General features: G+C 61.7%; 11 protein-coding genes. 6 read left to right on the top strand and 5 right to left on the bottom strand.

What is annotated here, in order from left to right; all coding sequences use genetic code 11:
* The first annotated feature begins 91 nt into the window (after nt 1-91).
* Together ACR0NB_RS11850 and ACR0NB_RS11845 are read left to right on the top strand one after the other, a co-directional pair.
* Nucleotides 92-943 (top strand): bifunctional helix-turn-helix domain-containing protein/methylated-DNA--[protein]-cysteine S-methyltransferase, encoded by an 852-nt coding sequence (locus tag ACR0NB_RS11850; RefSeq protein WP_480775775.1) that lies wholly within the window; start codon nt 92-94, stop codon nt 941-943.
* A gap of 177 nt (nt 944-1,120) precedes the next feature.
* Nucleotides 1,121-1,555 (top strand): glyoxalase superfamily protein, encoded by a 435-nt coding sequence (locus ACR0NB_RS11845; protein ID WP_170525661.1) that lies wholly within the window; start codon nt 1,121-1,123, stop codon nt 1,553-1,555.
* Nucleotides 1,556-1,618: 63 nt separating this feature from the next.
* Here the strand turns inward: ACR0NB_RS11845 and ACR0NB_RS11840 are convergent, their stop codons facing one another.
* Complete coding sequence (locus tag ACR0NB_RS11840) at nt 1,619-3,058, bottom strand: aldehyde dehydrogenase family protein (protein WP_480775774.1); 1,440 nt, start codon at nt 3,056-3,058, stop codon at nt 1,619-1,621.
* A 217-nt stretch (nt 3,059-3,275) separates the two neighbouring features.
* On the opposite strand from ACR0NB_RS11840, the gene ACR0NB_RS11835 reads away from it, so the two are divergent.
* Nucleotides 3,276-3,926: a peroxiredoxin gene (locus tag ACR0NB_RS11835; protein ID WP_093964131.1), complete on the top strand. Its 651-nt coding sequence runs from the start codon at nt 3,276-3,278 to the stop codon at nt 3,924-3,926.
* Nucleotides 3,927-3,979: 53 nt separating this feature from the next.
* Here ACR0NB_RS11835 and ACR0NB_RS11830 read toward each other — a convergent pair whose 3' ends face one another.
* Complete coding sequence (locus ACR0NB_RS11830) at nt 3,980-4,675, bottom strand: type 1 glutamine amidotransferase domain-containing protein (RefSeq protein ID WP_480775773.1); 696 nt, start codon at nt 4,673-4,675, stop codon at nt 3,980-3,982.
* 133 nt (nt 4,676-4,808) lie between these two features.
* Between ACR0NB_RS11830 and ACR0NB_RS11825 the strand changes: the two genes are divergently transcribed.
* Nucleotides 4,809-5,696: a LysR family transcriptional regulator gene (locus tag ACR0NB_RS11825; protein WP_480775772.1), complete on the top strand. Its 888-nt coding sequence runs from the start codon at nt 4,809-4,811 to the stop codon at nt 5,694-5,696.
* Here ACR0NB_RS11825 and ACR0NB_RS11820 read toward each other — a convergent pair.
* Both ACR0NB_RS11820 and pnp read right to left on the bottom strand, forming a co-directional pair.
* A complete protein-coding gene (locus ACR0NB_RS11820; protein WP_480775771.1) occupies nt 5,693-6,424 on the bottom strand; it encodes a glycosyltransferase family 25 protein in 732 nt (243 codons plus the stop codon). The two genes, ACR0NB_RS11825 and ACR0NB_RS11820, sit on opposite strands and share 4 nt — an antisense overlap.
* 92 nt (nt 6,425-6,516) lie before the next feature.
* Nucleotides 6,517-8,667 (bottom strand): polyribonucleotide nucleotidyltransferase, encoded by a 2,151-nt coding sequence (gene pnp / locus ACR0NB_RS11815; RefSeq protein WP_170341993.1) that lies wholly within the window; start codon nt 8,665-8,667, stop codon nt 6,517-6,519.
* A gap of 611 nt (nt 8,668-9,278) precedes the next feature.
* Here pnp and ACR0NB_RS11810 point away from each other — a divergent pair.
* Nucleotides 9,279-10,880: a BCCT family transporter gene (locus tag ACR0NB_RS11810; RefSeq protein ID WP_170341096.1), complete on the top strand. Its 1,602-nt coding sequence runs from the start codon at nt 9,279-9,281 to the stop codon at nt 10,878-10,880.
* Nucleotides 10,881-10,982: 102 nt separating this feature from the next.
* Here the strand turns inward: ACR0NB_RS11810 and ACR0NB_RS11805 are convergent, their stop codons facing one another.
* Nucleotides 10,983-11,306: a potassium channel family protein gene (locus ACR0NB_RS11805; protein ID WP_170360586.1), complete on the bottom strand. Its 324-nt coding sequence runs from the start codon at nt 11,304-11,306 to the stop codon at nt 10,983-10,985.
* A 42-nt stretch (nt 11,307-11,348) separates the two neighbouring features.
* Here ACR0NB_RS11805 and ACR0NB_RS11800 point away from each other — a divergent pair, with 42 nt between their 5' ends.
* Nucleotides 11,349-12,746: a metal-dependent hydrolase family protein gene (locus ACR0NB_RS11800; protein ID WP_480775770.1), complete on the top strand. Its 1,398-nt coding sequence runs from the start codon at nt 11,349-11,351 to the stop codon at nt 12,744-12,746.
* Nucleotides 12,747-12,782 lie beyond the last annotated feature (36 nt).

The following is a 12,782-nucleotide window of genomic DNA, read 5'->3' as shown; positions in this document are numbered from 1 at the left end:
AAGCCCGCTGCACCGCCAATGCGCAAGTTTCGGGTCGCACGGTCGGGCCCGGCGCGGCTAGGATGGGACAAGCCACAGCAAGGTGAATGCCATGAACGTCCAGACATCCGAATCCGGGTACCACTACAACGTGATGCGGCGCGCGATCGATCTGATCGACCAGGGCGGTGAGTCGCTGTCGCTGGAAGAACTGGCCCGCCAGATGGACATGAGCCCCGCCCATTTCCAGCGCCTGTTCTCGCGCTGGACGGGCGTGTCGCCGAAACGCTACCAGCAGTACCTGACGCTGGGCCATGCCAAGGCGCTGCTGCGCGAGCGGTTCACCACGCTGGAGACCGCGCACAGCGTCGGTCTGTCCGGCAGCGGTCGCCTGCACGACCTGTTCCTGAAATGGGAGGCGATGAGCCCCGGCGAATATGCCCGCAAGGGGGCCGGGCTGACCATCTATTGGGGCTGGTTCGAAAGCCCCTTTGGCCCGGCGCTGGTGATGGGCACGGCCAAGGGCATCTGCGGCATGGCCTTTGCCGCCGAGACCGGCGAAGAGGTCGCGATGCAGGACATGCTGTCGCGCTGGCCCCTGGCCGACTTTGTCGAGGATCCGATGCGCCTGCGCCCGTGGGTCCTGTCGGCCTTTGGCGCGGCCAGTGACCGGCTTGAACCAACACCACTGTACCTGATCGGCTCACCCTTGCAGATCAAGGTTTGGGAGGCGCTGATGCAGATCCCCTCGGGCCAGGTGACGACCTATTCCCAGATCGCGCAGGCCGTGGGCACGCCGCAGGCGGTGCGGGCGGTGGGTACGGCGGTGGGCCGCAACCCGGTCAGTTGGCTGATCCCCTGCCACCGCGCGCTGCGCAAATCGGGGGGCCTGGGCGGCTATCACTGGGGGTTGCCCGTCAAACGCGCCATGCTGGCCTACGAGGCGGCGCAGGCCGATGCCTGATTGACTTGGGGTCTCGCGCCTGCCAAAAGGCGCGCAGGTTCGGGTCTCCTGCCGCTCGCGGCCCTTTGGCTTTGGTGAAACCCGGTTCAAACCACATCTGTTGCCCTTTCCCGGCGCGCGGATGGCAAGGCGAGCCCCGTCCAATACTCGCGCCCGTTTCTGGAAACGAGGCAAGACATGACACAGATCCGAACCATCGCCCCCGTGGGCGAGCTGAAAGTGCAGGCCAAACGCCTGCGCGAGAAACTGCGTGGCGCCGGCGTGGCCCTGAGCCATGCGCAATCGCTTGAGATGATCGCTCATCAGCACGGCGCGCGCGACTGGAACACGTTGCACGCGATGGCCGGAAACCGGCTGCACCTGAAGGTCGGAGACCGCGTGCAGGGCACCTATCTGGGCCAGCCCTTCACAGGGGAGATCCGCGGCCTGGCGATGCTGGGCGACGGTGCGCACCGGCGGATCACCCTGCAGTTCGACACCCCGGTCGACGTGGTGACCTTTGACAGCTTCTCGGCCTTTCGCCAGCGCGTCAGCGGTCAGATCGGCTGGGACGGTCGGTCAGCTCGCCATACGTCGAACGGCGAGCCACAACTGGTGGTGCGTCCGGCGTGACGCAAACGGGGCAAGGTGCCTGTCCGCGCCTTGCCCCGCATTTTGAACTTTCCTGTGCCGGGGTTATTCCGGGGTCCAGCCGCTGACGGCCTTGACCTCCAAAAAGTCCTCCAGCCCCCAGACACCGCCTTCGCGCCCGTTGCCGGACTGTTTCATGCCGCCAAAGGGCGACCCGGCGGCGCGCGACTGGCCGTTCATCTCGACCATGCCCGACCGCAGGCGCCGCGCCATGCGGTTGGCGCGGGCGCCGTCCTGCGTCTGAACATAGTTGGTCAGGCCATATGGCGTGTCATTGGCGATCTCGATGGCCTCTTCCTCGGTATCGAAGGGGATCATCGTCAGGACCGGGCCAAAGATCTCCTCGCGCGCGATGGTCATCTGGTTGTTGGCGTCGGCAAACACGGTGGGGCGCACGAAATAGCCTTTGTTGAACCCTTCGGGGCGACCGGGACCGCCGGCGACCAGGCGCGCACCCTCGTCGATGCCTTTCTGGATCAGGGCCTGGATCTTGGTCCATTGCAGCTCGTTCACGACGGGGCCGATATGGCGGCCTTCCTGCATCGCCGGCCCCACGGTGACCTTGCCCGCCACCTCGGCCGCGGTTTCCACCGCCTGGTCATAGATCGGGCGCTGCACCAGCATCCGGCTGGGCGCGTTGCAGCTCTGGCCGGTGTTGTTCATCATGTGCAGCACGCCGCGCTTGACCGCCTTGTCATCGGCATCGGCAAAGATCACGTTGGCGCCTTTGCCGCCCAGTTCCAGATGCACCTTCTTCAGCGTGTCGGCGGCGTTCTTGGAAATCGCCGTGCCCGCACGGGTCGAGCCGGTGAAGCTGACCATGTCGACGTCCGGATGCCCCGACAGTTGCGAACCCACGCCCACGCCGTCGCCGTTCACCAGGTTGAAGACACCCGGCGGGAAGCCCGCCTCGTGCATCATCTCGGCAAAGATCATCGCGTTCAGCGGGCTTTGCTCGGACGGTTTCAGAACCATGGTGCAGCCCGCGATCGCCGCCGCGCCCACCTTGAGCGTGATCTGATTCATCGGCCAGTTCCACGGGGTGATCAGCGCGGCGACGCCGACTGCCTCGTAGATGATCCGGTCATTGGGGGCATGATCGCCCAGGGGGCGCTCGAACTGGAAACTCTTGGCTGCTCGAATGAAATTCTTCAGGTGCCAGATCCCGGCGCCCACCTGCTGGGTGCGCGACATGTCGATCGGCGCGCCCATCTCCATCGACATTGCCTGCGCGAGGTCTTCGGCGCGGGTGGGGTAGATCTCGATCAGCTTTTCCACCAGCGCGATGCGCTCTTCGACCGGCGTGGCCATCCAGCCCGGCAGCGCCGTCTTGGCCGCCGCCACGGCCGCGTCGGTATCGGCCTGACCGCCCAGAGAAATCACCGTGCAGGACTCCTCGGTCGAGGGGTCGATCACATGGAAATCATTGGCTTGGCTGGGGGCGACCCACTGGCCGTTGATGTAAAAGTCGCGTTTCTCGATCATGGCGTGTCCTCTTGATCCGCATTCATTCGACCGCGCGGTCGGTTTTCCCGGGCACTCTGTCACTGCGGCCCCCTTGGGGCAAGGCAATTCTGGAAATTTGATCAAATTATTGATCGCACGTTTTTTGCCCCTGTGCCACATCAATGGTTTAACCTGAGGGCAAAGTGATTAGGTTTGCACCAACCGACTCGGGTTTTCACAGGAAAGGAGATGCATCATGGGTTTGCGCATCAACGATACCGTCCCCAATTTCACCGCTGAAACGGACCAGGGCACCATCCAGTTCCACGACTGGATCGGCGACAGCTGGGCGATCCTCTTCTCGCACCCCAAGGATTTCACTCCGGTCTGCACCACCGAGTTTTCGGCCGTGGCGCAGTTGAACGACGAATGGGCCAAGCGCAACACCAAGGTGATCGGTGTTTCGGTCGATGGGGTCGAGGACCATAAGAAGTGGAAGAAAGACATCGAGGCCTATGGCAAGGCCAACCCCGGCTTTCCGATCATCGCCGATGACGGACTGGCAGTGTCCAAGGCCTTCGACATGCTGCCCGCCGAGGCATATCTGCCCGACGGCCGAACCCCGGCGGACAGCGCCACGGTGCGCTCGGTCTTCATCATCGGGCCGGACAAGCAGCTGAAACTGTCGATGACCTATCCGATGACCGTGGGCCGGAATTTCGCCGAAATTCTGCGCGCGCTGGACGGCCTGCAGATGAGCGCCAAGGGCGTGGCCACTCCGGCCAACTGGGTGCCGGGCGAAGACGTGATCATCCCGCCGTCGGTTTCGAATGACGAAGCCAAGGAGAAGTTCGGCGAGTTCGAGACGATCTTCCCCTATCTGCGCAAGACCAAGGCGCCGAGCTGACATCGAAAGGGGCGGGGCACATCATGTCCCGCCCCGTACCGCATTGAACGTCCTCAGGCCTCAAGCGCCTCAAGCACTTTCCTTGCAACCGCAGCGGACGACGCCGGGTTCTGCCCGGTAATCAGTTTGCCATCCTGCACGGCGTGAGGTTGGAACGGCTCCACCTTGCTGAACTGTGCGCCCCTGTCTTTCATCGTATCCTCGACCAGCATCGGCACGATTTCGGTCAGGCCGACGGCGTCTTCTTCTTCATTCGTGAAACCGGTGACGGTGCGCCCCTTGACCAAGGGTGACCCGTCCGCGGCCTTGGCGTTCGCGAGAACGATCGGGGCGTGACATACGGCGCTGACTGGTTTCCCGGCCGACCAGAACGACTCGATCAGATCAATCGATTTTTCGTCCGACACCAGGTCCCATAGCGGCCCGTGCCCGCCGGGATAGAAGATTGCGTCATAGTCCTCGGCGTTCACCTCGGACAATTTCACCGTGTTGGCCAATGCCGCCATCGCTTCGGGATCGGCCTCGAACCGGCGGGTGTCGTCGGTCTGGCTGTCGGGTGCGCTGCTTTTGGGGTCCAGCGGCGGCTGCCCGCCTTCGGGCGAGACCAGCGTCAGTTCCGCCCCGGCATCCTTGAACACGTAGTACGGAGCGGCCAGCTCCTCAAGCCAGAACCCGGTCTTTTCTCCGGTGTCGCCCAGCTGGTCATGTGATGTCAGGACGACCAGAATTTTGTTTGCAGTCGAAGCCATGTGTTTTCTCCTAGTTCGGCCGGTTCACCCGGCCCGTGTCTTGTGTGATCGGGATATATGGCTGTTGCTGCTTGTTGATTAGTGCCGGATTTGGCAAAGCATTATTGCCGGCATGAAATAATGAGGCTGCGAGATGGCGCTGTGGGACGGGCTGGAAGAATTCCTGATGGTGGTCGAGACGGGGGGCTTCACTGCTGCGGCCCGGCGGCTTGGGGTTTCGGCCAGTCATGTCTCGCGTCAGGTCGCCCGGCTTGAGGATCGTTTGGGCGTCAAGCTTTTGGCGCGTTCGACCCGCGTGGTGCGCCTGACCGACGCCGGACGCGACTATCACGCGCGTGTGGCCGGGCTTGTGGCGGGTCTGGAAGAAGCGAACCAGTCGGCGGCAGGGGATCGGGCCCAGATCGCAGGGCGCATTCGCGTTTCGGCCGCCGGGCCGTTTGCTGAACAGTTCGTGGCGCCCGCTTTGGCGCGGTTCGCAAGCCTGCACCCAAAGCTCTCGGTCACCATCGACTTCAATTCGCGCCTTCTGAACCTGACCGAGGAAGGCTTCGACTTTGCCATCCGCTATGGCACTCTGACCGAAAGCGGGCTGATCGCGCGGCCGTTGGCCACCCGACGGATGGTCTGCGTGGCCGCGCGCGGCTATCTCGACCGGCACGGAAGGCCGACCCATCCGGCCGACCTGCGGCATCATCAGTGCCTGATCACCAACAATGACCGGTGGGTATTCCGCGACCCCGGCTCGGGCGACCCGATCGAGGTTCGGGTGCATGGCCGGTGGCAGGCCAACAACCCGCACGCCGTTCTTTCTGCCGCGCGGCAAGGTCTGGGGGTCATGTACGCGCCCGAGATTTTTCTGGGCGCGAAGCGCCCCCCTGAGCTGGAGCCGATACTGCAGGGGTACGAAGATCCAAGCCGCGCGAGTTGGATCGTCTATCCTGAACGGCGTCATCTGCCGCTGCGGGTGCGCCGGGCGATGGATTTCTTGGTCGAGGAACTGGGCGATGCGGTGCCCGACTAGGCGGGGCGCTGCGGATGCAGGTGCAGTTGCGCGCGATAGGCGGCGCGCTTGAACTCGCGGGTCAGCTTATCGGTCAACGGCGGTTTCGTCTGGATCGTCGAGCCGCCAATTTCACTTGCCACTTCCTGGTTGCCGCTGCCCAGCAGCGCGTGGACGCGCTGGCCCGTGATCCAGTGCATCTGCAGGAACGTGTCCACCGGGCGGTCGATCTGGTCGGTAGCCGCCAGCAGACGTTCCGCCGCCTTCCGGCCCACCACCTGGCAGACGCATTGCAGTCCGATGACCTTGGGCAGGATCAGACGAAGGCCGTCATGCTCAGCGAGGGTCTGGGCTGCGGTTTCGCGCTGCTTGACCGGGATGCGGATATAGTGGTCAGGGGTCGCGATCGGGCGCAACAGATCCAGTGCAGCGTTCATCCGATCGGGATCGACGCGCAGGTCATCCTCGGCGGTGATCGCCAGGTCGATCCCCTCGTCGACCATCTTGCGCCAGATCCGGCGGTGGCTTTCGAACACGCCGATCTCGGCCGGGCGCAGGGTGAACGGGTAGCGTGGGCGATGCAGGTTGCCCGGGTGCAGCGTGACCCCAGCAATCTGCGCCGGATCGCGCCCGTTGACCGCTTCGATCAGTTCGGCATTGGGCAGGTCGGCGCAGAGCTGCTCGGCATTGGGTCGGCGCGCGGTGCTGGAGGACATATGGATGACGAAGGATCGCATGGTGTCGTGCATAGAACAGGGGCGCCGCCCGGGAAAGGCCTCGGTAAAACAAAAAAGACCCCGGCCGGAACCGGGGTCTTGGATCAAGCAAGGGGCAGGGCGGATTATTCCGCGCCTTCCTCTTTCTTTTCCTTCTTCTCGGGCACGATCTCTTCGCCGGTTTCCTGATCGACGCATTTCATCGACAGGCGGACCTTGCCGCGATCGTCGAAGCCCAGAAGTTTGACCTTCACTTCCTGGCCTTCCTTCAGAACGTCCGAAGGGTGGTTCAGGCGGCGGTTTTCGATCTGGGACACGTGGACCAGACCGTCGCGCTTGCCGAAGAAGTTCACGAAGGCGCCGAAATCGACGATCTTCACGACCTTGCCGGTATAGATCTGACCTTCTTCCGGCTCAGCCACGATCGAGTGGATCATCTCGTAGGCTTTCTTGATCGACTCACCATCGGGCGATGCGATCTTGATGATGCCGTCATCGTTGATGTCGACCTTGGCGCCGCTGGTTTCCACGATCTCGCGGATCACCTTGCCGCCCGAGCCGATCACTTCGCGGATCTTGTCGGTCGGGATCTGCATGGTCTCGATGCGCGGTGCGTGGATCGAGAACTCGGCGGTCTCGCTCAGCGCCTTGCTCATCTCGTTCAGAATGTGCAGACGGCCGTCCTTGGCCTGAGCCAGGGCTTTTTCCATGATCTCGGGTGTGATGCCGGCGACCTTGATGTCCATCTGCAGCGAAGTGATGCCGTTTTCGGTACCCGCAACCTTGAAGTCCATGTCGCCCAGGTGGTCTTCGTCACCCAGGATGTCGGTCAGAACGGCATAGTCGCCGTCGTCTTCTAGGATCAGACCCATGGCCACGCCGGCCACCGGAGCTTTGAGCGGAACGCCCGCATCCATCATCGACAGCGAACCGCCGCAGACCGATGCCATCGAGGACGAGCCGTTCGACTCGGTGATCTCGGACACCACGCGGATGGTGTAGGGGAAATCGGTCGGAGCCGGCAGAACCGCCTGCAGGGCGCGCCATGCCAGTTTGCCGTGGCCGATTTCGCGGCGACCGGGCGAACCGACGCGGCCCACTTCGCCGACCGAGTAGGGCGGGAAGTTGTAGTGCAGCAGGAAGTTCGATTTGAAGTTGCCGTGCAGCGCGTCGATGAACTGCTCGTCGTCGCCGGTGCCCAGCGTGGTCACGGCCAGCGCCTGGGTTTCACCACGGGTGAACAGGGCCGAACCATGGGTTCGCGGCAGCAGGCCGGTTTCGGCCACGATCGGGCGCACGTCGGTGGTCGAACGACCGTCGATCCGCTTGCCGCCCTTCACCACGTCGCCGCGCAGGATGCTGGCTTCGAGCTTTTTCATCGCCGAACCCAGGTTCGAGTCTTCAAGCTGCTCTTCGGTCAGAGCGGCCTTGATGGCCTCGCGCGCGGCGGCGACAGCTGCGGTGCGCTCTTGCTTGTCGGTGATTGCGAATGCGGCACGCATCTGCTCTTCACCGGCAGCTTTCACGGCAGCGTACAGCTCCGAGTAGTCGGGGGCTTCGAAGGCAAAGGGCTCTTTCGCGGCGTCTTCGGCCAGCGAGATGATCAGGTCGATCACCGGCTGGATCTGTTCGTGCGCGAAGGTCACGGCGCCCAGCATCTCGGCTTCGGTCAGCTCGTAGGCTTCCGACTCCACCATCATCACGGCGTCTTTGGTGCCGGCAACAACCAGATCCAGACGCTGTTCAGGGTTCAGGCGCAGGTCCTGCATGTCGTCAACGGTCGGGTTCAGGACGTACTCGCCATCCACGAAACCAACGCGGGCACCGGCGATCGGTCCGCGGAAGGGCGCGCCCGAGATGGTCAGGGCCGCCGAGGCGGCGATCATCGCCACGATGTCGGGGTCGTTGACCAGGTCATGGCTCAGCACGGTGCACATCACCAGAACTTCGTTCTTGAACCCGTCAACGAACAGCGGACGGATCGGACGGTCGATCAGGCGCGCGGTCAGCGTCTCTTTCTCGGTCGGACGGGCCTCGCGCTTGAAGAAGCCACCCGGCACTTTGCCGGCGGCGTAGTATTTTTCCTGATAGTGCACGGTCAGCGGGAAAAAGTCCTGACCGGGCTTCTGTTCCCGGGCAAAGGTCACGTTGGCCATGACGCTGGTTTCGCCCAGCGTGGCAATCACGCTGCCGTCAGCCTGACGGGCAACTTTGCCGGTTTCCAGTGTGAGCGTTTCCTCGCCCCACTGCATCGATTTCTTCGTTACATCAAACATATGCGTATCCTAGATGGGAGCACTCCCGCCCCTGCGGGTCTCCCGTTTTGCGTGGCGGCCCCATTGCCGCCGACCCCAATTTATCTTCCATTCGAGTGCCGGGGTCAGGGCACAACGTCTCAGATACCGCGCGCATACATGAGATTGCGCCGGATTGAAAGGGATAAGGCCGCAGAAGGCACACGGTCCTGCATCTGTCGTGGTTCGCCTTTGCGTCAGCCGACACCGCGAACGTTCCGATGCGTAAGCCCGCATAGTATCTGGCGTGCACCCGCTCGCAAACAGGACCATCGCTCGTCACCGAGGATATGCAGATCGGAAATCGGTGCGGTCGAGGCTGGAGAGAAACTCCGGGCTGCGACGGTGGTAAGAAAGCCGCGAAACTAATGCGACCCCGTCCTCTCGACCTCGGTCAGGCCATCGCTGGCCATGCGCAGACATATTCCCGTAGGCGAATGCATTTTGTGAAAAAGTGATTGCAGTGTAGCCTCTTACCACGGAACCCGCGGTCCAGACGACGAAAAGGCGCCAAGGGGGTAAGACTACTCACTGTCGTCCGACGGCCGAATACCTTGGCGTTTGCAATTCGCGCGAACGAAAGGGACGGCCACATGTCTCAGACCAAGAAAATGCTGGATCCGGATCCGCGGATCTATGATTTCGAAACGGAATACGAGCTGGGGCAGGACAATGTTCGCCCATTCGGGCTGGATATTCACAACCCGGTTTTTCTTATCTCAAGCATCCTGATCTTTGCCTTCGTGCTGATCGCTCTCGCCAATCAAGAGGCCGCAGCAACGTTCTTCGGTTGGCTGCGGCCGTGGCTGACCAGCACCTTCGACTGGTTCCTCGTCCTTTCGGTGGATGCAATCACGCTGTTCTGCCTGGCCCTGATCGTTCTGCCGGTGGGCAAAGTGCGCATCGGCGGCAAAGACGCCAAGCCGGATTACTCCTATGCCGGCTGGATTGCGATGATGTTCGCGGCCGGGATCGGCATCGGACTGCTGTTTTTCGGCGTGTTAGAGCCGGTTTACTACAATTTCGCCGAGGATGGCGGCGCCCGTCCTTTGGGCATCGATATCGCGGTGCCGGGCAATGAATACATTGGTGTTGTAGGTACCATCCACCACTGGGGGCTGGAGGGCTGGGCGGTCTACGCCGCTGTGGGCCTGAGCCTCGCGATCTTCAGCTACAATCTCGGCCTGCCGCTGACCCTGCGTTCGGCCTTCTATCCGCTGCTGGGCGAGCGTGTCTGGGGCTGGTGGGGCCATGCGATCGACACGCTGGCGGTGTTTGCCACCCTGTTCGGCCTGACCACATCGCTGGGGTTGGGCGCGCAGCAGGTTGCCGCCGGTCTCTACGAGGTGTTCGGCATCGAACCCAGCCCCACCGTCGTCGTCTTGCTGATCATCGGTATCACGATGATCGCGCTGGGCTCGGTGCTGATGGGCATGGACGCGGGCGTGAAGCGGCTCAGCGAGATCAACATGATCATGGCCGTGGGCCTGTTCCTGTTCGTGATCGCAGTGACCGGGATCGGCACGGCGATCTCGCGCTATTTCAGCGTGATGACCGATTACGTCAGGCTGCTGCCGGCTTTGTCGAACCCGTTCGGGCGGGAAGACACCAGCTTCTTCCACGGTTGGACAACCTTCTACTGGGCCTGGTGGATCGCGTGGTCGCCTTTCGTGGGCATGTTCATTGCCCGCATCTCCAAGGGGCGCACGGTGCGTGAATTCGTGATCTGTGCGCTGCTGGCGCCTACTGCTGTCTGTGCGCTGTGGATGTCCACCTTTGGTGGCGCGGCCATCGACATGCTGAACGTCGGCGGTGCCGAGGGCGTCAAGGCTACGGTGATAGACAGCTATGCCCCCGAAGGCGCGCTGTTCGGCTTCCTGAAAGAGCTTCCGCTCTACGGCATCGTGGCTCCGATCGCGCTGATTCTGATCGTGGTCTTCTTTGTCACCTCGTCCGACTCGGGGTCTCTGGTGATCGATACGATCACCGCCGGCGGCAAGATGGACGCCCCGGTGGTGCAGCGTGTGTTCTGGTGCACGCTGGAAGGTCTGGTCGCGATCGCGCTGCTGCTGGGTGGCGGGCTTGCCGCGCTGCAAGGGGCGGCGGTGTCAACCGGCATCCCGTTCACGCTTGTGGTGCTGATCATGTGCTACTGTCTGTGGCTGGCGCTGAAGTCTGAGCGCGCCAAGATCTGAGCCGCCCTCGACGGCCAATGAACGCCCGCCATTCGGCGGGCGTTTTTTCGGTTTAACCGGACCCAGTCATAGTTCCAAAGGTTTGACCCGGGTCGGAAGTCTCTATTCAGGATCTCGCAACAAAGCCTTCGCAAATTGAATGAACATTGCGATGAACACGCCGACTCCAACAAAAATGTAGATCACGGTGAAGACCTTGCCGATCTTGGTCGCCGGGGACAGATCGCCGAACCCGACCGTCGATAATGTGGTCGCGCTGAAATACAGCGCGTCCACCCAATGCCAGCCCTCGACGCTGCTGTAGAACAACGTGCCGGACAGTAGAATAAGCCCACATAGCAGCAAACCACCCCGAAAATGCGGATCATCCCATGATCGGACGATCGCCTTGAGCAGACGGTAGGCATTGAGGATCAGAGCTATCATTCTATACGCCTTTCGGCTGTTTCGAGGGTACGTTCAGGATGCATGTTTTTGCGCGAAGTTCCGCATGTACAAATCGGATTATTTGCTAAGATGGCGATGTTTGACAGGAGATACTTCATGCGTATTCATCTTTTGGTGGCGCTGCTTGCCGCCACCTCGGTTTCCGCGCAGCAAGACCCGGCTCAGACCCTGATCACCAATGTGCATGTATTTGATGGCGTCAACGACGGGCGCATCGAGAACGCGAATGTTCTGATCGAGGGCAACCTGATTGCAGCTGTGTCGGCAGACCCGATCTCGGCCGAAGGAGCAACGGTGATCGACGGCGGTGGACGCACCCTGATCCCGGGTCTGATCGATGTACACTGGCACACGACATATGCGTATACCCCAGCAACCGTCTTGATCTTCAATCAAGGCGATATGTCGGAAGTGGCCATTCGTTCGATGACAGGGGCAAAGGAAACCCTGATGCGCGGCTTCACAACAGTGCGCGATCCCGGCGGCAATCCATTTGCAATCAAGAGACTGATCGATTCCGGCGAATACCCCGGGCACCGCATTCTGCCTTCGGGGCCGTTCATGAGCCAAACATCGGGTCATGCCGATTTCCACAGTTTGTTGGAAAACCCAAGAAACTCGACTTCCGAGTTGAGTTATTGGGAAAAGAACATGATGGCGATGGTGGCCGATGGGGTCCCCGAGGTTCGCAAAAGGACCCGCGAGATTCTCAAGTACGGTGCCTCCCAAGTCAAAATAACCACGGGCGGTGGCGTATCCTCACAGTATGATCCGCTGGATGTGAGCGAATACTCTGTTGATGAGATCGAAGCGGTCGTCGAAGAAGCTGCGAACTTCAATACTTACGTACTGGCCCATGTAATGACGGACCGCGGGATTCGCACCTCAGTCGAAGCCGGCGTCATGAGCATCGAGCATGGTTTCTTCGCGTCTCGTGAAACGCTCGAGCTCATGAAAGAAAAAGGGGCATGGCTAAGCCCCCAGACCATGAAAGAAGAGGACATGGTCTGGGACAGCCCGGTCAGCGCGGCAAAATACAAGCAGGTCACAGATGCCGTTGCGAACCTGTACCCGATGGCCAAAGAGGTGGGGGTGAACCTGGCCTTTGGGACCGACCAGCTTCTGGACGCCTCCAAGGCGTATCAACAAAGCCTTTATCTGGTGCGATTGGGCGAATGGTTCACCCCGTATGAAGTGTTGAAAATCGCCACTTCTGAAAACGCCCGGTTGCTGGAACTGAGCGGCCCCCGGCACCCGTATCAAGACGGCCCGCTGGGGGTCATCAAAGAGGGTGCCTATGCCGACCTGATCCTCGTCGACGGCAATCCGCTTGAAAACCTTGAGTTGGTTGGGAATCCGGGCGAGTACTTCGACCTGATCATGAAAGACGGTGTGGTCTACAAGAACACGCTGGACTGAACATCACGCTCCTCTGACAAAAAACGCCCGCCAAAT

The organism is Ruegeria sp. CG3, from assembly GCF_056537205.1.
The sequence above is the reverse complement of the archived record's forward strand: the minus strand, read 5'-3'. Positions and strand labels throughout refer to the sequence as shown.